This is a genomic window from Klebsiella sp. CN_Kp106, assembly GCF_040064575.1.
In the GTDB taxonomy this organism is placed as follows: domain Bacteria; phylum Pseudomonadota; class Gammaproteobacteria; order Enterobacterales; family Enterobacteriaceae; genus Klebsiella; species Klebsiella michiganensis.
In genome coordinates, this window is sequence record NZ_JBEAIG010000070.1 from 217,647 (window position 1) to 240,997 (window position 23,351).

Below are 23,351 nucleotides of genomic sequence, written 5' to 3' on the forward strand. Positions count from 1 at the left end.
CACCGTTGAAAGCCGTAGAATCTGGGGTGGCTAACGCACCCGACGGGGCTTTTTTTCCCGCCGCGGATGCAGGTATTCTCCCCCCAGATGTGTTAAATTTTGTGTATCTCTGTTAATTCTGCGCTGATTGTTTTTTAGCATCATTTGCTGGTAGTGACGATTAGCATTCGGGAGCCGTATTTCTCATGTCCGATTTTATTCTCGCTCGCGTGTCGCAAACGCTCGCTAATGAACACTCCCTCGAAACCCTGGTGCGACAGCTGCTTGAGATGCTGGAGCTGGTTACCCGAATGGAATCTACCTACCTGACTCGTATCGACTTCGACGCGCAGCGCCAGCATATTATGTACGCGCACAACAGCAGCGAAATGCAGATCCCCGAAGGGTTCTCCGTCCCGTGGAACGACTCGCTGTGCAAACGCGCGCTGGACGACCGCTGCATTTTTAGCAACGATGTCGCCGAGCGCTGGCGTTCGTGTCTCGCCGCCCAGGATTTGGGGATCGCCACCTTTTTCAGCATTCCCGTGCGCCTGACCGACGGCTCATTATTCGGCACGCTGTGCGCCACCAGCCGGGCAAGACAGCCCTATAACATTGAGGGTGAGCAGGTGATGAATCTGTTTGCCAACCTCATCTCCCATTACGTTGAGAAAGAGACGCTGGTACAGCAGCTTCGGGCGGCTAACGTCGCGCTGGAGATGCATTCGTATACCGACGAGCTTACGGGTTTGCCGAATCGCCGCTCGCTGTTTAAGCATCTTGCCGCGCAGTTTTCGCAGGCCCGGGAACAGCAGCGCAGCGTGCTGCTGATTTTTATCGATCTCGATGATTTCAAAGCAATCAACGATCGATTCGGCCACCCGTGCGGCGACAGCTTTTTGATTCAGATCGGAGAACGCCTGGCCGCACGCGTGCGCAGCGGCGATATTGTAGGTCGTCTCGGCGGCGATGAGTTTTTAATTGTCGGTCCGGGTCCCGATTCAGCCGACCAGCAGGAGTATATCGCCGCGTTACGTCAAGCGCTGGCGGGGATCTATTTCCTTGGCGAACACCGGATTAACTACCCCGGCGCCAGTTTTGGGGTGATTGAAGCCGACCCCTGGCAGATCGACGTAGAACTGGCGCTGCGCGCCGCCGATGAGGCGATGTATCAGGATAAGCAGTCTCGCCGTCAGGGGCGTTTTTTTCATATTGACTAATCTACGGTGAAATCCCGTATCATAGTCGACACGACTCGCACTTACAGGGGCTCAATAATGAGACTGGGTATTCTATTTCCGGTGGCTATTTTTATCGTTGCCGTGGTTTTTCTGGGCTGGTTTTTTGTCGGCGGCTATGCGGCACCAGGCGGAGCGTAATGAAAAAAAGCACCATAATTATGCTTATTGTCGCCATCGTCGCCGTGGCGGGTACGCAATTGGGCTGGTGGTAAATCCAGGATTATTCGCGCGTCTTTCCGGCAAGGATTGCAGAATTATCTCATCTACTCAATAAGTTAAAAGCATACACTCACCTCATCAGCCGATGGCGCATGCCCGTTTTTGCGCACGGATTTAACTGGAGAAGTGAGAAATGAAAAAACCGATCGTGTTGCCGTTGATTCTCGCGCTTTGCACGCTGTTATCGGGATGTATTGTCGACCCAGGCTATCACCATCAACACCGCCACCATCATCATGACGACAGAGACTGGCGATAGCCGTGGAAACATAATAAGGCGAACTTCAGTTCGCCTTATTGCATGAAATTAGTCCCGGCGGTCGGAACCTAAAAAGAGGAAACCCAGCGGGATGGAAAACAGCAGCGTAAACACAATGCTGTAAACCGTGACCATCGCCCCCTGCAGGAAGAACATTGACGTCGTCCATTCTGAATACGGCATATTGTATTCACTCACCACGCCGCCAAAGGTGGTGCGCCCAACCACGATAAGCGCGATGGCAAAGATCGCCGCGATCGACAAAAAGAACTTCTTGCTGTTTTTATTGCTGGTGAGTTTCTGCAGAATCATCCGGGTTCCCTTTTTTCTGAGCGATAATCGGCTGTATATGTAACACCAATGCAATCAAAATTGAAGGGATTTTGTTACGAGGCAGTGACAGTCACTATAGGGCCGGTCCCGCGTACCGGCCCCCAACGATTACGACTGGAGCGTCGCCAGACGGGCGGCAAAACCGACAAACACAAGGCCTATCAGACTGTTGCCGATTTTCGCCAGCTTCTTTTTCGTCTTCACGTAACGCGTAACGAAAGAGCCGGAGAGGATCAAAAAGCTCATATAGATGAAGCTGATTATCTCCAGGGTCAGCGCCAGAATAAAGAACGCCAGCCCGGGCGTTTTGGCGCTGACGTCAATAAACTGCACGAAGAATGAGACATAAAAAAGAATCGCTTTTGGATTCGTCAGGCTAAGGGTCAGCGAACGTTTGAGAATCGCGCTGCCCGGCTCGGAATCAGCAGACGAATGACCATCACGTTGGGTTAACACCGCGTAGAGCATCTTGCCGCCCATCCACAGCAGATAAATCGCCCCCAGGTAACGCACGATATTGAACAGCACCGGCGTAGTCTTGATGAGCGTCGCGACGCCGGCAAAAGCCAGAAACATCAGCACCGCATCGCCAATAAACACGCCTGCCGCCGCCAGATACCCTTTTTTAACGCCGTGGGCGATGCCGGTCTTGAGGACAAAAAAGGTATTCGGGCCGGGAACCAGGATGATAAAGATAGCGCCGACCAGATAGGTCAGGTAATTCAATACACCAAACTCAGCGAACACAACGCACTCCTTCGCTTACAACAAAAAATATGATCCCGCGCACGTTAACGCAACCGGGACCATTTTGAAAGCGCCGCGAGTGCGGAGGGCTTAATAGAGCGAAGTTTCGCCCAGCGGACGGGTTTTAAAGCGGCGGTGAACCCACAGGTATTGCTCCGGCGCGCGCAGGATCTCTTTCTCAATAACCTTGTTGATATAGCTTGCCGCATCCTGTTTATCTTCGCCAGGATAGTCGCTCATGACGTCGCTGATGTGCAGGCTATAACCTCTGCGGTCCGCTTTACGCACCATGCTGATGGTGAGCATTTTCGCGCCCGACAAACGAGAGAGTACGTAGGTACCGTTGGTCGTTGCTGCCTGCTGTACCGAGAAGAACGGAGCAAATACGCTCCCCTTCGGGCCGTAGTCCTGATCCGGCGCAAACCACACCGCTTCACCCGACTTTAAGGCATGTACCAGACCGGATAAATTACGACGGTCAATCATCGCCTTGTTCGAGCGCAAACGACCGCGCGTCTGCACCCACTCCATTAACGGGCTATTATGCGGACGGTAGGTCGCCATCATCGGACGACACAGCCCCATCGTACGGCCACCCAGTTCAAGCGACATAAAGTGGACGCCAACGACCATCACGCCTTTTTGTTCGCTCAGAGCATTATTGAGATTGACCATACCTTCCACGTCAAACCATTTCTTAACACGCTCATCGCTCCAGAACCATGCCATCCCTGTTTCAATCAGACCCATCCCTAGCGACATGAAGTTCTGTTCGATAAGCTTTTCGCGCGCCGCGGGCGACATGGTGGGAAAGCAAAGTTCGAGATTGCGTCTGGCGATATGCTCACGGCGTTTCAGGAAGCGCCGGGATGCGCGACCGGCGCTGGTACCGATAAGATGCAAGACGGGATAAGGAAGCTGGACGATGAGCCAGAGCACGCCCAGGCCAAACCAGGTCCCCCAATTACGGGGATGAAGAAGTTTTTTATTAAAAGCGTAAGACATGTTTTTTCCTGTAAACATTAGAACATGAGGTAACGCTTAAGGAAAAAACGAGTCCCTTCATCTGTCATTAGGCGGTACGTGTAGCAGTTCAGACAATAATAATCCTGGTAAATTCACTCCGGCAAGTAAAAAAAGAGGCCAACAGAAAAAAACACAATACCAGCACACTTGTAACAAAATGTAAATAAAAAAGTGAATAATAAACCTCAAATATCCACCGCAAGAATGATTAACGCGCTAATCATTCAACATAAAGTATGCGTCTTTTCCAACCAGAACGTCGCTGTGGTAACCCGCAGGCCGCAGCTGAAGCCGCGTCGAGGTACGGCTGCATCCAGATGAGGTCGGGGTAGCCTCTGCTTTCTGTTATCCTTTTCACAACGTTTGCGGACAGGCTATTCCTTTATCTTCCATAAGCCTCACTGACATAAAATAGCAATATTAAAAATGAGTGTCAGAGAAATGACTAAAATAAGAATCAGCTTATTTTACTTTCCTGACAATAATTAATATTTATCGACAATTATCCATATCGCCGGTGGGCTATTTCAGACTTTTTACCTCCGTTGCTTTAACAGAACAGCAGGCAATAAAGTTCAAATGCCTTTTATGACGTTGAAAAAAACGCAACATAGATAAAAATCTCGGACGATTCTCGCCCTTCAACAAACCATTGCCGACAATTTTTAGCGCCTGTTTAAAACCTTCATCTTTCATCAACCCTCGCGGCGACATCAGCGACATCGGTCCATGATGAATGCTTACGGCGTCAAAGCCGGTCCGTTGGAAAAGCGTCTGCCAGGCGGCGGCGCTCAGCGGGCTGACGTGGGATTTCACCACCCCCTGCAGCTGCCGCCGGGCGTCCTCTCCCAGCGCATCCTGCGTATACATGATATCGTGCGTCAGCAAACGACCGCCGGGCTTAAGAACGCGAAAATATTCCGCCACCAGTTTCTCTTTGGCTTTATCCGCATACATGGTGAGCATCGCTTCATTTATCACCATATCAAACGTTGCATCGGCAAATGGCAGCCGAGCGGCATTCGCCTCCATCACTATCACCCGATGATCCACACCTTCGCGAACGATATTTTGCCGGGCTTTCGCCAGCGCGTCTTTATCCATATCGATGGCGTAAACGCTGCAGTGAAAACGCTGCGCCAGCTCAATAGAGGTTGTCCCCATATTACAGGCTACCTCCAGAACTTTACTGTCGGCGGTAAAACCCGCCTGCTGAAATAGCCACTCTGTGGCTTCAATGCCGCCGGGGCGTAAGCGGGTTTTCCCCAGGCTTGCCAAAAACGTATGTCCGGCTTTTTCGCTTGCGTTCATTTGTCTCTCCTCACTCCCTATAAGATGCATTATAAATACAACATTAAGGTTAAGGAGGGAATAATGATAATGAATTTTATTTTCATTAAGAAGAAAGGGAAAGAAATGATGCAATGAGGGGAAAAATCTATTCAATATTTAACAATCACTTACCGTTACTATGGGGCTGTATGGCCCTTATCCCTGCCGCGCTTTATTGAAATGATAACCATTCTCATATTAACATATGCCGTATTGATTAACTCTCCTGAACCTGGCTATGTCACCTTCTTCCGCCATCGCCTCTCCGCTGACGCTTGCCTCGCTCTATAGCGACCATCATGGCTGGCTGAAAAAATGGCTTACCCATAAGTTGCAATCCGCTTATGACGCCGACGACGTAGCGCAGGACACCTTTGTCCGAATTATGGCCGGCGAGTCGCTGTTGACGATTCGCGATCCAAAATCTTTTCTCTGCACGATTGCTAAACGGGTGATGATCGACCTGTTCCGCCGCAACGCCCTGGAGCGCGCCTGGCTCGACATGCTCTCTCAGCTACCGCCAGAGCTCTCTCCCTCACCGGAGCTACGGCAGAGCCAGCTCGAACTGTTACAGCAGATTGATGCCATGCTGGACGGGCTTAACGCAAAAGCCCGGGAAGCGTTTTTGCTCTCGCAGCTTGAAGGGCTGACCTACGCCGATATCGCCAGCCGCCTGGCGGTTTCCATCAGTTCGGTTAAGAAATATATCGCGAAAGCCACCGAGCACTGCCTGCTGTTCCGTCTGGAGAATGGCCTGTGAAACCGACGCTAAGCGAATCCCGTCGTCAGGCGCTGCGTTCCGCCTCGCACTGGTACGCGGTCCTCAGCGATGGGCGCGTCAGTCCGCAGCTGGAGGCCCGCTGGCAGCAGTGGTATGAGCAAAACAACGAAAATCAGTGGGCGTGGCAGCAGGTAGAAAACCTGCGTCAGCAGATGGGGCAACTGCCGGGCGGGCTGGCCAGCCGTGCTCTTCACGATAGCCGTCTGGCGCGTCGCCACGTGCTGAAAGGGCTGATGCTTTTGCTGGCGGCCGGAGGTAGCTGGCGGCTCTGGGAGTCCGAGCTGGCGGAGGGCCTCCGCGCCGACTACCGGACGGCGAAAGGGATACCGCGCCCGCAGCGGCTTGCCGACGGTTCGCTGCTGACGCTGAATAGCGAAAGTGCCGCCGACGTCCGTTTTGACGCGCGGCAGCGCATGGTTCATTTACGCTACGGCGAAATCGCCATCAGGACCGCTCACGACAGCCGGCAGCGGCCTTTTCGGGTGCAAACGCGGGAAGGCACTCTCACCGCGTTCGGGACCGAATTCACCGTCCGTCAGTTTGCCGGCGGCACCCGGCTGGCGGTACAGCAGCATGCCGTAGAAGTGGTTTTACCGTCCGGCAGCGCCCAACGCGTTAACGCCGGGGAAAGCCTGTGGTTTACCCGCGATCGCTTCGCCGCCCTGGTTAAGCTCAACGGCGGCGAGGATAGCTGGATCCGGGGCGTGCTGACCTTCCACGACGCCCCGCTGAGCGAAGTGGTCGAAACCCTCGCCCGCTATCGCTCCGGGGTGCTGCGCTGCGATCCCGCCGTGGCCGATTTACGCCTGAGCGGCACCTTTCCGCTGGGCGACCCTGATGCCATTCTGCAGGTTATCGCGCAAACGCTGCCGATTACATTGCGGTCTGTCACCCGCTACTGGGTCACGCTCGTTCCGGCCTGAGAAAAAAAATCGAAAAAATTCTCATTCTCTATTGTCCCTTTTCCCCTGCTCGTTCGACTTATCTAATGAATATAACCAAAAACGATGGTGGAGAAGAGATGACGCCTTTACGCGTTTTACGCAAACCGATGCCTCTGGTGATGGCAATCCGTTTAAGCCTGCTGCCGCTAGCGGGGCTGGCTGCCGCGCCGGTATTCGCCGCCGCGCAGTATGATATTGCCGCCGGGGAGTTAGATCACGCCCTGAACCAATATGCCGCCCGCAGCGGTATCACGCTTTCCGCCGACGCCAGCCTGACGCGCGGCAAGCATAGTCCGGGCCTGCACGGCAGCTTTGAAACCGAAGAGGGTTTACGCAGGCTGCTGAACGGCAGCGGATTACGGCTCAAGCCGCTGGGCAAGAACGTCTGGACCCTGGAGCTGGATCCCGCGTCCGTCAGTGCAGAATCCACCCTCACCGTCGTCGGGGACTGGCTTGGCGACGCGCGCGAAAACGATGTCTTTGAGCACGCCGGCGCCCGCGACGTGATCCGTCGGGAGGATTTCGCCAAAACCGGCGCCGCCACGATGCGCGAAGTGCTGAACCGGATCCCCGGCGTCAACGCGCCGGAAAATACCGGCACCGGCAGTCACGACCTGGCGATGAACTTCGGTATTCGTGGCCTCAACCCGCGGCTTGCCAGCCGTTCCACGGTGCTGATGGACGGTATCCCGGTTCCCTTTGCCCCCTACGGCCAGCCGCAGCTTTCGCTGGCGCCGGTCTCGCTCGGCAATATGGACGCCATCGATGTCGTGCGCGGCGGCGGCGCGGTGCGCTACGGGCCGCAGAGCGTCGGCGGCGTGGTGAACTTCGTCACCCGCGCCATCCCCGAGGATTTTGGCATTCAGGGCGGCATTGAAGGGCAGCTCAGCCCCACCTCTTCGCAAAACAACCCGAAAGAGACGCATAACCTCGCGATCGGCGGCACGGCGGACAACGGTTTCGGTTCCGCCCTGCTTTACTCCGGCACCCGGGGCAGCGACTGGCGCGAACACAGCGCCACGCGGATTGATGATGTGATGCTGAAAAGCAAATACGCGCCCAACGAAGTCCATACCTTTAACAGCCTGCTGCAATACTATGACGGCGAAGCCGATATGCCCGGCGGCCTCTCCCGCGCCGACTACAACGCCGACCGCTGGCAGTCCACGCGTCCTTATGACCGCTTTTGGGGGCGCCGCCAGCTCGCCAGCCTCGGCTACCAGTACCAGCCGGATGCGCAGCATAAATTTAATATTCAGGGGTTCTATACCCATACCCTGCGCAGCGGCTACCTGGAACAGGGTAAGCGCATTACCCTCTCCCCGCGCGAATATTGGGTCCGCGGCATCGAGCCGCGCTACAGCCAAAGCTTTATGATCGGCCCATCCGCCCACGAAGTCGGCGTCGGCTATCGCTACGTCAACGAATCGACCCACGAGATGCGTTACTACACCGCGACCACCAGCGGCGAGCTGCCCAGCACCGCCAGTCCGTACGATCGCGATACCCGTTCCGGCACCGAAGCCCACGCCTGGTATATCGACGATCGCGTGGATATCGGCAACTGGACGATTACGCCAGGTATGCGCTTTGAGCACATTGAGTCTTATCAGGACAATAATCTGCTGGGCACCCGCGAACGGGTCAGCTATAACGCCCCGCTCCCGGCGCTGAATGTTCTTTATCACCTCACCGACAGCTGGAATCTTTATGCCAACACAGAAGGCTCATTCGGCACCGTACAGTACAGCCAGATTGGCAAGGCTGTGCAAAGCGGCAATGTGGAACCGGAAAAAGCGCGAACCTGGGAAGTCGGCACCCGCTACGATGACGGCGCGCTGACCGCAGAGATGGGGCTGTTCCTGATTAACTTCAACAATCAGTACGATTCCAACCAGACCAATGACACGGTCACCGCCCGGGGTAAAACGCGTCATAGCGGCCTGGAAGCGCAAACCCGTTACGCCCTCGGCGAGCTTTCACCCGCGCTTGATAATCTCTCTGTCTACGCCAGCTATGCGTACGTCAATGCTGAAATCCGCGAGAAAGGCGACACCTACGGTAACCAGGTTCCCTTCTCGCCGAAGCACAAAGGCACCTTTGGCGTCGATTACAAGCCCGGCAGCTGGACGTTTAACCTCAACGGCGACTTCCAGTCGAGCCAGTTTGCCGATAACGCCAATACCGTTGCCGAAAGCGCCGATGGCAGCACCGGCCGCATTCCCGGCTATATGCTGTGGGGCGCTCGCGTGGCCTATGACTTTGGCCCGCAGATGGCCAATCTCAACCTCGCGCTGGGGGTGAAAAACATCTTCGACCATGCGTATTACACCCGCTCGTACGACGATAACAACAAAGGGCTTTACGCCGGTCAGCCGCGCACGCTGTACCTGCAAGGATCAATGAAGTTCTGATGATAGAGCGTTGCCGGACAGCGCTATTCGCGCCCTGTCCGGCAAGCTGGAGTGAATAATGTTTAGCCTTGTTCGTCTGTGTATTTTCAGCCTGCTGTTTCTGGCGGGCCCGCTCTTTGCCGCCACCGTACAGGATGAGCGCGGTCGCTTTACGCTTGATAAAACGCCGCAGCGCATCGTCGTGCTTGAACTCTCCTTTGTCGACGCGCTGGCGGCGGTTGACGTTAGCCCGACAGGCGTGGCCGATGACAACGATCCGTCGCGTATTCTGGCGGACGTACGCGCACGTCTGAAGCCCTGGCAGTCGGTGGGCACCCGCGCCCAGCCTTCACTGGAGGCCATCAGCGCGCTGCATCCCGATCTGATCGTCGCCGATAGCAGTCGCCATGCCGGAATTTACGCCGCCCTGAGGCAAATTGCCCCGGTGCTGCTGTTGAAATCGCGCAATGAAACCTGGGAGGAGAACCTGCAGTCAGCGGCGATTATCGGCAAAGTAGTGGGTAAGGATAAGGAGATGCAGCAGCGTCTGGCGCTGCATCGGCAAAAAATGGCGGCGTTTTCCCGACAGCTGCCGGCTGGCGCCAGCGTGCTGTTTGGCACCTCTCGCGAACAGCAGTTTAATCTTCACTCAACGCAAACTTATACCGGTAGCGTGCTGACGGCGCTTGGCCTGAAGGTTCCGCCGCCAATCGGCGGCGCGCCGATGGCGGCGATAAATTTCGAACAGCTGCTGGCCCTGAATCCGCAATGGCTGCTGGTCGCTCATTACCGTACTGAAAGTATCGTGAAAAAATGGCAGCAGGACTCCCTGTGGCCAATGCTGCAGGCCGAGCAGAAAGGGCAGGTCGCCGCCGTCGACAGCAACAGCTGGGCGCGGATGCGCGGGATCTTCGCCGCCGAGCGTATTGCCAGCGATATGGTTAAAATTGTCCACCACCGGGCGGTTGATATCACGCCATGAAACCGTTCCGTCGCGCGTTTTTTATCTGGGGATGGCCGCTGCTGGCCCTCAGCGGCCTGTTCTGGCTGAGCCTGTTCTGCTATTCGCCCATCCCGATTTCGCCGCTCAACGCCCTTCACGCCCTGCTGGCGCCTGAGTCTCCTTCGCTTGCGGAGGCGCTGGTGCTTAATCTGCGCCTGCCCCGCAGCCTGGTGGCGGTAATGCTCGGCGCCTCGCTGGCGATGTCGGGGGCGTTATTACAAACGCTTACCCATAACCCGCTGGCATCGCCTTCACTGCTCGGCATTAATAGCGGCGCGGCGCTGGCGATGGCGCTGACCAGCGCATTCAGTCCGGCACCGCTGGCGGGCTTTTCGCTGGCGCTGATTGCCGCCTGCGGCGGCGGAATAAGCTGGCTGCTGGTGATGAGCGCCGGCGGCGGCTGGCGTCAGCAGCAGGATCGCCAACGGTTGATCCTCGCCGGTATTGCCCTCTCGGCGCTATGCATGGCGCTGACCAGAATGACCCTGCTGCTGGCGGAAGATCGCGCCTGGGGCATTCTTACCTGGCTTGCGGGCGGCGTTTCCCACGTACGCTGGGCCGAGTTCTGGCAGCTTTTCCCTTTTGTCGCGCTGATCACCCCCGGCGTATTCCTGCTGGCCAACGCGCTTAATCTGCTCAACGTCAGCGATACCGCCGCCCATTCGCTGGGGGTGAATTTGCCGCGCCTGCGCCTGCTTATCAACGCGGCCGCGTTGCTGCTTACCGGCGCCAGCGTCAGCGTCGCCGGACCGATTGCCTTTGTTGGCCTGCTGGTCCCGCATCTGGCGCGTTTTTGGGCGGGTCACGATCATCGTACTTTTTTGCCGGTCAGCGCCCTGCTGGGCGCCCTGTTTATGCTGCTGGCGGATATGCTCGCCAGAGCGTTGGCCTGGCCGGGTGAACTGCCCGCGGGCGCGGTGCTGGCGCTGGCGGGCGGGCCCTGTTTTGTCTGGCTGGTCAGGAGACGCGGGTGAAACAACGCATCGTGTTTTTATGGCTCGCGCTCACGCTGTTAACCCTGTTCTCGCTGCGGATGGGGGCGATCCCGCTGCCGTGGCGAGCGCTGCTCAGCGGATGGCATACGGACAGCGAGTATCACTACGTCCTTATGCAATATCGCCTGCCGCGCGTGGTGCTGGCGCTGATTATCGGCGCCGCGCTGGCGGTTTCCGGGGCGCTGGTTCAGGGTATTGTGCATAATCCGCTGGCCTCGCCGGACATTCTGGGCATTAACCACGGGGCGAGCCTGACCTCGGTGGCGGCACTGTGGTTTTTACCGTCCCTGCCCCTGCCGTGGCTGCCGCTGCTGGCCTTTATCGGCGGAATGGTGGCGATGGTAATACCGCTCGCCCTTGCCGGTTTTTCTCGACCAATGCGCCTGGCGCTGACCGGCATCGCGCTGTCGGCCTGCTGGGCCAGCGTGACCGACTACCTCTTACTGTCGCGGCCGCAGGAGATCAATAACGCGCTGCTGTGGCTGACCGGAAGCCTGTGGGCCAGAGACGGCGCATTCGTCATCATCGTCCTGCCCCTGCTGGCGATTTTGCTGCCCTTAAGCTTCGCCCTCAGTCGCGATCTCGACCTGCTGGCGCTAGGCCATGAGCGCGCGGGAACGCTCGGCGTCAACGTGCGCTGGCTTAACGGCTACGGCTTAACGTTGGCGGTGGCCCTCGCGTCGATCGGCGTCGCGGTCTGCGGTCCTGTCGCCTTTATCAGCCTTGTGGTGCCGCATCTTGTGCGTCGCCTCTTCGGCGGCCGCCATCGCCGTTTATTGCCGCTCTCTGCGCTCACGGGCGGACTGGTTCTGCTGCTCGCCGATCTGCTGGCGCGAACGCTGCATCCGCCGCTTGAGCTGCCGGCAGGCGTGCTGACGGCGATTATCGGCGCCCCCTGGTTTATCTGGCTTCTTGTGAGAATGCGTTAAATGGAACTGCGAATAGAAAAGCTAACCGCTGGCTATGGCGGCAAGCGCGTTATCAACAATCTCGATCTGACGCTACCGGGCGGGAAAATTACCGCGCTGCTGGGGCCAAACGGCTGCGGTAAATCAACGCTGCTGAAGTGTTTCTCTCGCCTCCTGACGCCCATCGCCGGCGATGTCTGGCTCAATGATGTCCCCTTAAACCGCCTCTCCGCCCGTCAGCTGGCGCGGCGACTGGCGCTGCTGCCGCAGCAGCATCACGTTCCGGAAGGCGTCACCGTACGCGAGCTGGTCGGCTACGGCCGGAGTCCGTGGCTACCGCTGTGGGGGCGGCTTTCCGCGCAGGATCGACAGCAGGTCGACAGCGCGCTACAACGAACCGGCATCGCTGCGCTGGCGGAACGACCGCTGACCGCCCTTTCCGGCGGCCAGCGGCAGCGGGCTTTTCTGGCGCTGCTGCTGGCGCAGGATACGCCGCTGGTGCTGCTCGATGAGCCAACGACCTGGCTGGATATTCATCATCAGGTGGCGCTGATGACGCTGATGCGCGAGCTGCAGACGATGGGCAAGACCGTGGTCACCGTACTGCACGACCTGAACCAGGCCAGCCGCTACTGCGACCATCTGGTGGTGCTTGAAGGGGGCCGGGTGCAGGCTCAGGGCCTGGCGGAAACGGTACTGACGCCGGAGATGCTGCGGGAGATTTTTCACCTGGAGGCGGAGATCCACCCGGAGCCGGTGTCGCAGCGCCCGATGTGCGTGGTGAAATAACCCGGGTAAGGCGCGCTGCGCCCTACCCGAAGTTGATCAGTAGGTGTGGAAGTACTGCTGGATCACCTGCGGGTTTTTAGTTTGCGTCAGCGCCGTCATCAGCAGGATGCGCGCTTTTGCCGGGTTGAGCGAATCGGCTACCAGCCCAGGCTGGCCGTCATCAACAGGCACGACGCCGCTGCCGGTACGCGAGGCGCGAACCACCACGATACCGGCTTTTTCCGCCTTTTCGATCCCCGCCGCGCTGCGTACGGAGACCGACCCCGCGCCGGTGCCCGCATAGATAATCCCGTCGGCATGGTGCGCGATCGCCGCGTCATACATATATTCAGGGTCATCCTGGTAGCCATAAATAATGACCACTTTCGGTAGCGCGTTAAGATTGCGGACGTCAAAAACCGAACGCACGGTGTGAATTTTATCCACGCGAGTTTCGAACTGCGGTTTGCCGCTCACGATAACGCCCAGATAGCCCTCCTCCGGCGCCTTGAAGGTATCCAGCGTCGTGGCGTTGGTCTTAGTGACAAAACGCGCCGCGCCGATGCGGTCATTAAGCACCACCATCACGCCGCGGCCCTTCGCTTCCGGGTCGGCCGCCACGGTCACCGCTTCCAGCAGATTCATCGGACCGTCGGCGCTGATGGCCGTGGCCGGACGCATTGCCGCCGTGAAAACGACCGGCTTATTGCTTTTTACCGTCAGGTTGAGGAAATAAGGCGTCTCGTCCAGGGTGTCGGTACCATGGGTAATCACTACGCCGTCCACATCATCGCGTGCCAGCAGTTCATTGACGCGCTTTGACAGTTTGAGAATGATGTCGCTGGTCATATTTTCGCTGCCGATATTAGCGACCTGCTCGCCGTCAACGCGTGCGACTTTGCTCATCTCAGGCACGGCATTAATCAGCGTCTGTACGCCAATCGCGCCGGCTTTGTACCCGGTAGTCTGGGTATTGCTGGCCGCTGAACCGGCAATCGTCCCTCCGGTCGCCAGGATTACGATATGCGGCAGACGCGTCTCACTCGAAGCGAAAGCGCTTATCGCCAGTAACGTAATTGCCAGTAATGCTCTAAAATTCATCATGACTCATCCCAAAATAGATATTAAATAAATTCGCGCAGAGAGAATGCAAACAGCTTGCCAGGATTTAATGTATTTTACTCGGTAAAAATGATTAACTATCGGACAAAAAAGGATTTTTACTTCGCCCGGAGCGCTACTTTGGTGCAGGGACGCGCTAAAAATGGGCAGGATAAAAATGCGAAACCCGAATGGACTTATTCAATCTATTTTGTCATGTCGGCATCGCTATCAACGAAATAGAGCAAAACGGTGCGGGTAATGCGATGGAGAAAAACGATGCATAATATCGCCTTAAAATCAGCATTGATGCTTACCACCCGCGTCATACAAATTATTAACCCTGAATTACACCTGCATATGCAACGAACGGCGCTGATCGCGCTGGAGCTTGCGCAGGCGTCAGGGCTCTCGCGTCAGCAGCAGCAGACGATCTTTTGCGCCGCGCTGCTGCACGACATTGGCGTTCTGGGCGATAAACGAGTGTTCTCCTCGCTGAACGCCATCGATAACCTTAACGACCCGCATCAGCACCGGGGAGCAGAAATGCTGGCCGGGTTAGCGACCCTGGCCCCCATCCTGCCGATTATCCGCGATCACCATTTTAGCCCACACCACAAAGGCAGCCTCGAACAGCATATCGTCTATTTCGCCGACGTGTTTGAACGCCTGCTTGCTGGCGATAAGCACGCGACAACCTTTCAAACCGATATGATTATTGGTAAATTTCGCGCGCTTTACCAGGCGATAGATCCGCCGCTATGCCAGACTTTGTGCCAGCTCGCACAAAAAGAGCATTTTTGGCTGCACCTCAATCCCGGACATATTCAGCGAATGCTGGAGATCATCGGCCCTATCAACCATGTTTATATCGATATCGACGGTCTGAAAGATATCTGCCTGTTAATTGCCAAAATTGTCGATACCTACAGCAGCTTCACCGCCAGCCATAGTCTGAAGGTCGGGCGAATTTCGCGCACCCTTGCCGCTTATATGAATCTGCCGGAGATGGAGTGTAAGAAAATTGAGATTGCCGGCTATTTACACGATATTGGCAAAGTACACATTCCGCTGAAAATCCTGGAGAAACAGGGCGAACTGAATGACGAAGAGCTGCTTCAGGTGCGGGAACATAGCTATATGACCGGCGAAATTCTTAGCACCTTCAGCGAACTCGGCGAAATAATTAACTGGGCCGCGAATCATCATGAAAAGCTGGATGGCAGCGGCTATCCGCTTCATCTCAATGAGCATTACCTGCAGCTTCCGGATCGGATTATCGCCATCGCGGATATTTTCACCGCGCTTACCGAAGACCGCCCCTATCGCCCCGGAATGAGCCGTCAGCAAGCGTTACAGCTGATAGAGAGTGATGTTATAAATGGCGCGCTGGATAAAGACGTGTACCGCATTTTGCATCACCATGCCGAAGCGCTGCACGCTATTATTACTCACACGCTACACCCGTAATCACCGTTTTTTTTCCGGTGAAGCCGGAGTGTGACGATAAAAAATAATTAATTCATCTGCACGCAAGGAATATCCGGTGAGAATCGCCACCATGACTAACTGGGCCTACGGGATCACCGTCGCCCTGACCCTCGCCTCAGGCATCGCCATGCTGATGGCCTCAAGTGCGGATAATGCCGAACGCCGCGCCGTCGAACAACGCCAGGCGTTTGACCAGCTAAGCGAAGAAGTAGAAAGCGGCGCCTGGGAGCTTTCCGATCTCGCGCGACTTTACATCATTCAAAAAAATCAGGATGTGCTGCAGGAGTACCGGCAGCAAGCCCAGGCCACCGCCGCCATTGAACATCGTCTGGAAAAGCTGAAAGACAATGGCGCAACCGCTGAAGAGCTGGCGCTGCTGCGCGAGGGTTTACAGATAGCCGATGAACTTCAGGATGAGCAGCAAACGGCGCTGGCGCAGGTTGCCAGGGGAGAAGAAAAAGCGGCGGTCAGCCTGCTTTACGGCGCTGCCTATGAGCAGGAGCTTGAGCGGGTCCAGACGCAGCTCGATCACTTTCGCCTGATGCTCGAAGGCCGGGTGAATAAAACCATTGCCGAGGCTACGGAGAAATCACGGATCTGGCGTACGCTTTCTGAGATCATGGTTGGGCTCACCGCGCTGATGTTCCTGTTTGTGCTGGGGTTTATTCTTAAGCGGCGGGTGCTCTATCCCGTCGTTCGCCTGAGCGACGTGGTGCAGCGGCTGGCATCGCAGGATTATGCGGTTGAGACGCCGCAGTTTACCCAGATTGATGAAATTGGCGATATGGCCCAGGCCATTCGTATCTTTCGCGAGAACGGGCTGGCGCGGCAGCGGCTGGAACAAGAGCGCGATGCGGACTGGGCGGTCCGCGAGCTGCTGGCGAGGATGACCCAGCGCTTGCAGGGCTGCGAATCGTTCGAGGATGTGATCAAGGTTGCCGAACTGTTCGCGCCAAATATCGCCCCGGAGATCCCGGGCCGGCTGTATATTCTCGATACCGATCCCTGGCAGATGCGCTGCGTGGCGCAGTGGCTTTCTCCGCCGCTTGAAGCCGACGTCTTCCATCCGGATAACTGCTGGGCCGTGCGGCGCGGGCTGAGCCATCCGCCGGTCAACGGTGAGCCGGATATCGCCTGTTATCACCTGTCGGAATCGCAGGCTCAACGGTCGCTATGCGTGCCGCTGATTGCGCAAGGAGAAGCGATTGGTCTGCTCTCCTTCAGCAACGTCACCTCCGCGACCGCCCCGTCCCGCGCCTATCTTGAACTGATGGCCGAAGCCCTGGGTCTGGCGCTGGCGAACCAGCGTTTACGCAACGCGCTGCTGGAAAAGGCGCTGTTTGATTCATTAACCGGCCTGCGCAACCGCCACCACCTGGATGACGCTCTGCATACTCAAATGAATCTGGCGGTACGCAACGGTACGCCGCTGAGCTGCCTGATGATCGATATCGATCACTTTAAGGCGATTAATGATAGTTATGGTCACGAAGCGGGCGATCTGGTCATTAAAAACGTCGCGGCGATTATTCAACGTGCGGTGCGCGATATTGGGATGGCCTTCCGCTATGGCGGCGAAGAGTTCCTGGTATTGCTGGGCGGAACCGATGAAGAGGCCGCGATGGCCTGCGCGACCGACATCTATCACAGCGTTCAACTGCTGACGCTACGCTATGGCCTGGCTGAAATTGGTCAGGTCGATGTGTCCATCGGCATCGCCAGCTACCCGCAGCATACGCAAAGCGATAGCCTGCTGCGCGCGGCTGACGCAGCGCTCTACCGGGCAAAAGAGCTGGGGCGGTCGAGAATTGTGAGCTTTGGGATGTTGAAGGCGGATTGAGTCGACAGTCACACCACCGCGTAAAACTGGACGAGAGACCGCTATACCCCTCCTTTTAGACCCGCGTAACGGACGCGATTCCCCCCGGAGAATAAAAAAACGGGAACCCATCGGCTCCCGTTTTTGTTTAACCCAGAGACTGGATTACATGTTCGCGATAATCGCGTCGCCAAACTCGCTACATTTCAGAAGTTTAGCGCCTTCCATCAGACGTTCAAAGTCATAGGTCACGGTCTTAGCGGCGATTGCGCCTTCGGTGCCTTTAACGATCAGGTCTGCGGCTTCGAACCACTGCATGTGGCGCAGCAATATCTACGACATAAGTATTTAAGTGACTAATTTTATTGTTCATTTCACTATTTAATCGAATTTTTATTACCTTAAACCACATTGTTTAACTTGTTGATTTAGCTAATTTAAGTCTTCGTTTTGGGGAATGCACTTTAGGAAACGAAGTTGACGGTATTCACATTCGCTCATACCTCCTCCAATGTACAATGTGCTTCCTGAGTTAAATTCTTTGGGCATCGTATAGACGAGAGGGATGAAGCATGGCAAATACCGTTTCTGGTTTAACTGCACTATAAAACAGCCTTTGAGTTTCACACCCAACACAGGTTGCGCCGGATTATCTGAGTCGGTCCATTCTCTGCTATGCGCGACAAACTAGGTTTATGAGGCAAATTGGCGATGGATGAAAGGCCAGCCTTTCACGAAATCCGGGCGCTGACCGCTCACCTATTCGATCTGCAAGGTATAGCTCCACAAGGGCAAATGGCGCATAGCGATGCGAAGTCTACCAAGATTTATACGCAAAACCATATCGATTGGGTTGTCGTACCTAATGGGGAAATTAAATCTAGCTAATGCTAAATTATCATTGTTATGCTGTCTGTCATTTGAGCATCGACGCTTTGGCACAGAGCTGAGTTTTATTAGCCAAGCAACTCTGAGCCAGAAGCATATCTATTATCTCTCAGTCAATATTAATCAAAAAAGCTGCATAGTTTAAATAAAAACCATGAGACCTCAATCATCAATATATCGCTGATCACCATCACAAAACTCACATCCTTTAATATGGCTAAATTCAGGAACGCTATCGCTCATATGGCCACAGCAATTGCATGCTTGAAGTTCTGAATAATATAATAAACATTGAGTACAGAGATAACCATCTCCAAACTTACAAACACTTTCATGAGCCATACAGTTGGTACATCCTGCTGGTAAAACGGAATACACATGCTCATCAGAACTATGAAACAAATCATCATCTAGCAGATCATATCTATTAAAATTCGAGCCGCATTTTCCACATTCGAAATCAGAATCTCCCTCAGCTAAAATTTGAAACTCATTGCAGTCCGGGCAAATTAATGTAACTTTCCGCTCGATACTGGTGCAAACCTTACATCTGGTAACTTGAAGTTGACGGTTTTCATTACTGGTAGCGTCCGTCTTTGTTACCGTTGCATCCTGATGGCACTCGTTGCAATTACCGATTTGAATACCATCTTTATCAAGTAAATCCAGTTCAGGTTGAACTTGTTTAAGCCTCACTTTTGCATAAAACTCACTCCCCCTAATAAGGCGTGTTTCGCCAAATGCAAGTTTCCAATTATGTTTGGCGCGAAATATGTCTTTCCACTCATCCCTTAATAATCGATTAAGAGCAAACCATGCATCAGCTTGTTCTTTGAGTATATTATGTTGTTCATCCGCAGTAAAAGTTGGATGATAGAAATGAACCAAACGGTTACGATGCTTTCTTACTTTATCAAAAGCACTATCCGTTTCCTTATCAAGAGGTTTTTCCAGCACATCCTTTAACCTTTCACGAGTTTCTTCGTAGGTAACTGACTGAAAATCACCGGCCAAGTAAGATTGCTTTTTTATTGGTTTCTTTGGATTGCAGACTAACGACCAGTGCTCGTGTGCCAACGGTACTTTCAACAATATTTCTACCGCTGTCCAGAAACTCACCACAGAGTATTTGGGCTTTGAATCTTCAAGCTCTTTACGGGCTTTATCTAAAAAATCCAATCCATTGTTAATTAAAGATAGAACATCCTGACTGAGCTCAGTAGACTCGATACCATCTGGAGTAGTATCCTCATCAATATCTGCCATTTTTTATCCTTTATTCAGTTCCCAACACGTAAAATCTGCAATTCGCTGATCCTATCTATCGTTAAACTTTAATCGCTTCAAAATTGATAAACAGTGATTGATGATATGAGCTAGTTTAGTTCATTACACCAATCTTCAAAATCAAGTTTAACACTTATAAGCCTCTGTTTTTCAACTAATATTTTGAAGTCTTCAGCCCTTCCCCACCAGTCATTAATCATCAGTACTTCTCCTGCAAATGTGAGGTTATATCCATCAGGAATTCGTAGTCCGCTGTTTTCTGGGCAAAGAACTGCAATGCCAAGTAATCCAAAAATAGTTCTATCAGAAAGGCGAATCTTACCGGCGCTTGCAATAATACTTGTAGTGGTTAACTTATTAGTGGCATCAGGAATTAGTTCAAACCCTTCAGGAAGCTCGTCCCCATGACCATGAGTGCATCTGTGTATACAGTACACTAAGTCAGCAATATCAGGTCGATCAGTTGCCTTTTGCTGATCACTCACCTTGGCGGGCCAGAACGTTGTTTCCAAATTTATGTTAGGCAGAGCCATTGGCCCAAAAATGTCGTAATGCTCTCTAAGTGACTGAGTGAATCTGCGATGATGTTTTCGCATTTCAGGATGCAGCTTTCTTGACGTCCCATCAAAAGCATTACATGCGTGCATCATAGCACCATCCAGATCACCTATTTCAAAATCATCTATTGATTTTCTTACAGAATACCCGATGCCAGCCATGCTTATGTTTACCTTACGTTTATACAGTTGGGTTCAATTCGAACGCTACTACTAAGACATAGACTTGGTCCACGATTCGGGGCAGCGTTTGCATATTAAGTAAAGGAAAATACGATTAATTGATGAAAAGCATTTTGTCCCTTAATCGTATCATAAACGAACAAAAAACTTCCAAGACTGTAATAAGATGGATGAATGGCAATCATTGTTGCCACCTTCAAACATCGAACTTCATGGGGTGAAACTACACCTTAACTCATTGATGTATATAGAGCAGATTTTGCTGAAAAAGTACTGATTGTTTATACCTGCATGTGACACCTACCGCCAGCAATAGCGCGATTTACAACGTTTTACTAACAGTGTCATGGGGTGTCGGGGGGCGGAGGTTCAAATCCTCTCGTGCCGACCAAATAATCCCAGTAAAACCAGCCTCTTAAGGCTGGTTTTTTTATGCCTGTTTTTCGAGCGGGGAGTTAGTGGGGTGAAACTGGGGTGAAACCCCATCAATAACAACTTCTCCGGGGTTATTTTCCTCCCTCAGAAATGCTCAATTTTCTGTCTTCTATACTTTCAGTATGACTACTGGAGGTAACCATGTGCGGACGATTTGCCCAATCACAGACGCGCGAAGAATACTTGGCTTATCTTGTAGAAGAGGCCGAGCGGAATATCGCCTTTGATCCCGAACCGATCAGTCGTTACAACGTCGCGCCCGGAACCAAAGTTCTGTTACTGAGCGAACGTAATGAACAACTGCGCCTCGATCCAGTTCACTGGGGTTACGCGCCAGGGTGGTGGGATAAGCCAGCGCTCATTAACGCTCGCGTAGAAACCGCGGCGACAAGCAGAATGTTTAAACCGCTGTGGCAGCACGGTCGAGCGATCTGCTTTGCTGATGGCTGGTTTGAATGGAAAAAGGAAGGGGACAAGAAACAGCCCTATTTCATCCACCGTAAAGACGGCAAGCCCATTTTTATGGCGGCGATCGGCAGCGTGCCTTTCGAGCGCGGCGATGAAGCTGAGGGATTTTTGATTGTGACTGCAGCTGCCGACCAAGGTCTGGTCGATATTCATGACCGCCGGCCGCTGGTTTTGGTACCGGAAGCAGCGCGCGAATGGATGCGGCAAGATGTTGGTGGGAAAGAGGCGGAGGAAATAATTGCAGATGGCGCTCTGTCAGCAGATCATTTCAAATGGCACCCGGTTTCCCGCGCAGTGGGTAACGTGAAGAATCAGGGGCCTGAATTGATTGAGGCTATCTAAAGACTATAGATTTGATAACGTCCGAAATGTGCCAAAAGCGGACATAGCAGTGCTATTGAGTCATAGATCTAGGTCCACTTGGGTGGAATACTTACAGCTTTCCATAAATTTTCGGTGCCTTACACTTATAAACTGTGCAACTTTATGATCCAAGTTACTTGTATTTGATTGATTTCTGTAAAACCTCAATAAATACGTTTTAGTGGAAATTTTATGCCTTTGTTCGTAGGCATTTCTTAAAATATCATATGCCGTATAATCATGTTTTTGGGTTATAACAGATAAAAGAAGCTCAAATGTATGAAGACCAAGGGAATAGAAACAATAACTTATATCACGGTCTCCTATAGTTATTTTGTGATCATGCAAAGAGAGCGGAATCTCATTCATTGTTATACTAACAAACATACAAGAAAGACCTTCTATAATCTTCGGGTGGCGTCCTTCAAGTACTATCCGGTGTATTGCAGTGTGAGCTTGTTTCCAAGGGTTATATTTGAGCTTATTAAAACTTTTTTCTATAGCATTACTGTTATTTTCGGAAGAAAGTATTGAGTCTAAATACCTTGCCGCTTTAACTTCAAATGCAAGAAGTGTTTTGTTTTTCGAACATAAAATCATTGCGTCAGGTGATTTTGAGTTAGATTTACCATAAGAAAACTCAGGAATGTATTCATACAAACCAGTTCTTTCTAAAGCGCATGATTCTTTGCATATATATTGTACGTATAGTTCAAAGTCGGCTCCAAAATCATCTAAAAATCCCTTTGTTTTTCCTGAGTAGAGGTGAATTTTATGAAATAAATTGTCAAACAAAAGCTCCTCAATGAATCTACCTTCTATTGGTAAATATTCTGTTTCAGATAGTCGTAGAAAAGGTTTATTTCTAAATATATCACAATTAGTTGGTTCATTGATGGTAGATGCAGAAAAATCTGCGCCTTCCTTGAGGTCGAATGAGACTGATTTCATGACATTTATTAGTAATTGCAACTTAATCCCAGTTTCTTGGCTAGCCTTACGCAGATCTATGATCCAGTCACTACATAACATAATGTCAAATCTTACAGAACTTCGTTTTACGATGTACCGGCAAATTATCATGTAAATGATATTAATATAACTCTCTATTGAGAATCCTGATTTTTCTTGAAATAACTGGACGTACTGAGAGATATTCGCCCCTTCAATAAAAATCTTGTACGCACGATACATTTTGAATTTAAAATCATCTCTCGAACGAATGATAGCCGATTTTATAACATATTGATGGACATTCTCTGAGATATTGTAATCATTTATATGCGTTAATAATTCATGCAGTATACTTAATGAATGTGTAGGGTCTGCATTATTTTCAATTAACAAGTTAGAGTTATTTGCGCTGATAAGCATGAGCTTCCAACACACTATAATCTGCGCTCTTCCATATATACGGCGTTCGTCGATAGCATTTCCTTTACAAGCTGGAATATTTGTTTTAGACCACTCCCTAAACTTTCGCTCTTCGTTACTCACGCATGATAAAATAGATAATTGCGATAATGTCTCTAAGCTAACGTTATCTCCTATTATTTTTTCAGGTGTCTTTGGGTTACCGTAGCACTCCCTATGCGATAAGAGAATATCTATATTCTCAAATTGTTTGAAACCTGGAGTTTCACCGCTCTTATTTTTTTCCATAAAAAACCTTAATCTATAATTGCTAATATTTGTGAACAATGTCTTCAATTCAGCTTACTGACCTGCACTACGTTGATTAACACATGGTAACATTAGTAATGCCATCAACGGACGGCGAGATCAACGGTAAACTTCCGCTATTCGCTCTAAGCGGACTGTAGTAGCGTCA

At 52.6% G+C, this 23,351-nt stretch carries 21 protein-coding genes and 2 pseudogenes; 14 read left to right on the forward strand and 9 right to left on the reverse strand.

From position 1 onward, the window contains the following. Positions 1-185: 185 nt before the first annotated feature. The 3 genes from ABLU96_RS25735 to ABLU96_RS25745 all read left to right on the forward strand — a co-directional run bounded on the left by ABLU96_RS25735 (position 186) and on the right by ABLU96_RS25745 (position 1,698). A complete protein-coding gene (locus ABLU96_RS25735) occupies positions 186-1,199 on the forward strand; it encodes a sensor domain-containing diguanylate cyclase (RefSeq protein WP_025106942.1) in 1,014 nt (337 codons plus the stop codon). 57 nt (positions 1,200-1,256) lie between these two features. Next, the gene (locus ABLU96_RS25740) at positions 1,257-1,358 is read left to right on the forward strand and encodes a YoaK family small membrane protein (protein ID WP_004101234.1); all 102 of its coding nucleotides are present in this window, start codon (positions 1,257-1,259) and stop codon (positions 1,356-1,358) included. A 214-nt stretch (positions 1,359-1,572) separates the two neighbouring features. Then, positions 1,573-1,698 carry a hypothetical protein gene (locus ABLU96_RS25745; RefSeq protein ID WP_086074258.1) on the forward strand — a complete coding sequence of 42 codons (126 nt, stop codon included), beginning with the start codon at positions 1,573-1,575 and terminating at the stop codon, positions 1,696-1,698. 48 nt (positions 1,699-1,746) lie between these two features. Here ABLU96_RS25745 and ABLU96_RS25750 read toward each other — a convergent pair whose 3' ends face one another. From ABLU96_RS25750 to ABLU96_RS25765, 4 genes are all read right to left on the reverse strand, one after another. Further along, complete coding sequence (locus ABLU96_RS25750; RefSeq protein WP_064405309.1) at positions 1,747-2,010, reverse strand: DUF2534 family protein; 264 nt, start codon at positions 2,008-2,010, stop codon at positions 1,747-1,749. 129 nt (positions 2,011-2,139) lie between these two features. Next, positions 2,140-2,778 carry a leucine efflux protein LeuE gene (gene leuE, locus ABLU96_RS25755; protein ID WP_025106941.1) on the reverse strand — a complete coding sequence of 213 codons (639 nt, stop codon included), beginning with the start codon at positions 2,776-2,778 and terminating at the stop codon, positions 2,140-2,142. 90 nt (positions 2,779-2,868) lie between these two features. Further along, positions 2,869-3,783, reverse strand: coding sequence for a kdo(2)-lipid IV(A) palmitoleoyltransferase (gene lpxP, locus ABLU96_RS25760; protein ID WP_004138325.1), 915 nt, complete (start codon positions 3,781-3,783; stop codon positions 2,869-2,871). Between the two features lie 543 nt (positions 3,784-4,326). Further along, entirely contained in the window at positions 4,327-5,115 is a 789-nt protein-coding gene (locus ABLU96_RS25765; RefSeq protein ID WP_064405306.1) for a class I SAM-dependent methyltransferase, read from the reverse strand. Positions 5,116-5,374: 259 nt separating this feature from the next. Between ABLU96_RS25765 and fecI the strand changes: the two genes are divergently transcribed. From fecI to fecE, 7 genes are all read left to right on the forward strand, one after another. Next, complete coding sequence (gene fecI, locus ABLU96_RS25770) at positions 5,375-5,896, forward strand: ferric citrate uptake sigma factor FecI (protein ID WP_032749540.1); 522 nt, start codon at positions 5,375-5,377, stop codon at positions 5,894-5,896. Continuing rightward, complete coding sequence (fecR, locus tag ABLU96_RS25775) at positions 5,893-6,840, forward strand: ferric citrate uptake sigma factor regulator FecR (RefSeq protein WP_064405303.1); 948 nt, start codon at positions 5,893-5,895, stop codon at positions 6,838-6,840. Before fecI ends, fecR begins: the two co-directional genes overlap by 4 nt. Positions 6,841-6,938: 98 nt before the next feature. Continuing rightward, entirely contained in the window at positions 6,939-9,275 is a 2,337-nt protein-coding gene (gene fecA / locus ABLU96_RS25780) for a TonB-dependent Fe(3+) dicitrate receptor FecA (protein WP_064405301.1), read from the forward strand. A gap of 58 nt (positions 9,276-9,333) precedes the next feature. Further along, positions 9,334-10,236 carry a Fe(3+) dicitrate ABC transporter substrate-binding protein FecB gene (locus tag ABLU96_RS25785; RefSeq protein ID WP_014838166.1) on the forward strand — a complete coding sequence of 301 codons (903 nt, stop codon included), beginning with the start codon at positions 9,334-9,336 and terminating at the stop codon, positions 10,234-10,236. Beyond that, entirely contained in the window at positions 10,233-11,231 is a 999-nt protein-coding gene (fecC, locus tag ABLU96_RS25790; RefSeq protein WP_025106937.1) for an iron-dicitrate ABC transporter permease FecC, read from the forward strand. The genes ABLU96_RS25785 and fecC overlap by 4 nt, the downstream gene beginning before the upstream one ends. Continuing rightward, the gene (gene fecD, locus ABLU96_RS25795) at positions 11,228-12,181 is read left to right on the forward strand and encodes a Fe(3+) dicitrate ABC transporter permease subunit FecD (protein ID WP_025106936.1); all 954 of its coding nucleotides are present in this window, start codon (positions 11,228-11,230) and stop codon (positions 12,179-12,181) included. Before fecC ends, fecD begins: the two co-directional genes overlap by 4 nt. Next, positions 12,182-12,949: a Fe(3+) dicitrate ABC transporter ATP-binding protein FecE gene (fecE, locus tag ABLU96_RS25800; protein ID WP_032749547.1), complete on the forward strand. Its 768-nt coding sequence runs from the start codon at positions 12,182-12,184 to the stop codon at positions 12,947-12,949. A gap of 36 nt (positions 12,950-12,985) precedes the next feature. Here fecE and fraE read toward each other — a convergent pair whose 3' ends face one another. Next, entirely contained in the window at positions 12,986-14,029 is a 1,044-nt protein-coding gene (gene fraE, locus ABLU96_RS25805) for a fructose-asparagine asparaginase (protein WP_009653379.1), read from the reverse strand. A gap of 279 nt (positions 14,030-14,308) precedes the next feature. On the opposite strand from fraE, the gene ABLU96_RS25810 reads away from it, so the two are divergent. Further along, a complete protein-coding gene (locus tag ABLU96_RS25810; protein ID WP_014228927.1) occupies positions 14,309-15,499 on the forward strand; it encodes an HD domain-containing phosphohydrolase in 1,191 nt (396 codons plus the stop codon). 76 nt (positions 15,500-15,575) lie between these two features. Further along, a complete protein-coding gene (locus tag ABLU96_RS25815) occupies positions 15,576-17,360 on the forward strand; it encodes a sensor domain-containing diguanylate cyclase (RefSeq protein ID WP_025106933.1) in 1,785 nt (594 codons plus the stop codon). Between the two features lie 144 nt (positions 17,361-17,504). Here the strand turns inward: ABLU96_RS25815 and ABLU96_RS25820 are convergent. Continuing rightward, positions 17,505-17,687, reverse strand: a pseudogene (locus ABLU96_RS25820) (NADP-dependent isocitrate dehydrogenase); the annotation flags it as partial. A 272-nt stretch (positions 17,688-17,959) separates the two neighbouring features. On the opposite strand from ABLU96_RS25820, the pseudogene ABLU96_RS25825 reads away from it, so the two are divergent. Beyond that, positions 17,960-18,227: pseudogene (locus tag ABLU96_RS25825) on the forward strand (recombinase); the annotation flags it as partial. 162 nt (positions 18,228-18,389) lie between these two features. Here ABLU96_RS25825 and ABLU96_RS25830 read toward each other — a convergent pair. Then, complete coding sequence (locus ABLU96_RS25830; RefSeq protein ID WP_071703939.1) at positions 18,390-19,493, reverse strand: hsdR; 1,104 nt, start codon at positions 19,491-19,493, stop codon at positions 18,390-18,392. A gap of 110 nt (positions 19,494-19,603) precedes the next feature. Continuing rightward, a complete protein-coding gene (locus ABLU96_RS25835) occupies positions 19,604-20,233 on the reverse strand; it encodes a hypothetical protein (RefSeq protein ID WP_038808428.1) in 630 nt (209 codons plus the stop codon). A gap of 597 nt (positions 20,234-20,830) precedes the next feature. Here ABLU96_RS25835 and ABLU96_RS25840 point away from each other — a divergent pair. Next, a complete protein-coding gene (locus ABLU96_RS25840; protein ID WP_038808429.1) occupies positions 20,831-21,499 on the forward strand; it encodes an SOS response-associated peptidase in 669 nt (222 codons plus the stop codon). Between the two features lie 60 nt (positions 21,500-21,559). Here ABLU96_RS25840 and ABLU96_RS25845 read toward each other — a convergent pair whose 3' ends face one another. Next, complete coding sequence (locus ABLU96_RS25845) at positions 21,560-23,182, reverse strand: hypothetical protein (protein ID WP_139789877.1); 1,623 nt, start codon at positions 23,180-23,182, stop codon at positions 21,560-21,562. Positions 23,183-23,351: the final 169 nt, after the last annotated feature.

Bases quoted from the DNA above. Each gene is read 5' to 3' on its own strand.
- ABLU96_RS25735 (WP_025106942.1), top strand. From the start codon at position 186: ATGTCCGATTTTATTCTCGCTCGCGTGTCGCAAACGCTCGCTAATGAA.
- ABLU96_RS25740 (WP_004101234.1), top strand. From the start codon at position 1,257: ATGAGACTGGGTATTCTATTTCCGGTGGCTATTTTTATCGTTGCCGTG.
- ABLU96_RS25745 (WP_086074258.1), top strand. From the start codon at position 1,573: ATGAAAAAACCGATCGTGTTGCCGTTGATTCTCGCGCTTTGCACGCTG.
- ABLU96_RS25750 (WP_064405309.1), bottom strand. From the start codon at position 2,010: ATGATTCTGCAGAAACTCACCAGCAATAAAAACAGCAAGAAGTTCTTT.
- lpxP (WP_004138325.1), bottom strand. From the start codon at position 3,783: ATGTCTTACGCTTTTAATAAAAAACTTCTTCATCCCCGTAATTGGGGG.
- ABLU96_RS25765 (WP_064405306.1), bottom strand. From the start codon at position 5,115: ATGAACGCAAGCGAAAAAGCCGGACATACGTTTTTGGCAAGCCTGGGG.
- fecI (WP_032749540.1), top strand. From the start codon at position 5,375: ATGTCACCTTCTTCCGCCATCGCCTCTCCGCTGACGCTTGCCTCGCTC.
- fecA (WP_064405301.1), top strand. From the start codon at position 6,939: ATGACGCCTTTACGCGTTTTACGCAAACCGATGCCTCTGGTGATGGCA.
- ABLU96_RS25785 (WP_014838166.1), top strand. From the start codon at position 9,334: ATGTTTAGCCTTGTTCGTCTGTGTATTTTCAGCCTGCTGTTTCTGGCG.
- fecC (WP_025106937.1), top strand. From the start codon at position 10,233: ATGAAACCGTTCCGTCGCGCGTTTTTTATCTGGGGATGGCCGCTGCTG.
- fecE (WP_032749547.1), top strand. From the start codon at position 12,182: ATGGAACTGCGAATAGAAAAGCTAACCGCTGGCTATGGCGGCAAGCGC.
- fraE (WP_009653379.1), bottom strand. From the start codon at position 14,029: ATGAATTTTAGAGCATTACTGGCAATTACGTTACTGGCGATAAGCGCT.
- ABLU96_RS25810 (WP_014228927.1), top strand. From the start codon at position 14,309: ATGCATAATATCGCCTTAAAATCAGCATTGATGCTTACCACCCGCGTC.
- ABLU96_RS25830 (WP_071703939.1), bottom strand. From the start codon at position 19,493: ATGGCAGATATTGATGAGGATACTACTCCAGATGGTATCGAGTCTACT.
- ABLU96_RS25835 (WP_038808428.1), bottom strand. From the start codon at position 20,233: ATGGCTGGCATCGGGTATTCTGTAAGAAAATCAATAGATGATTTTGAA.
- ABLU96_RS25840 (WP_038808429.1), top strand. From the start codon at position 20,831: ATGTGCGGACGATTTGCCCAATCACAGACGCGCGAAGAATACTTGGCT.
- ABLU96_RS25845 (WP_139789877.1), bottom strand. From the start codon at position 23,182: ATGGAAAAAAATAAGAGCGGTGAAACTCCAGGTTTCAAACAATTTGAG.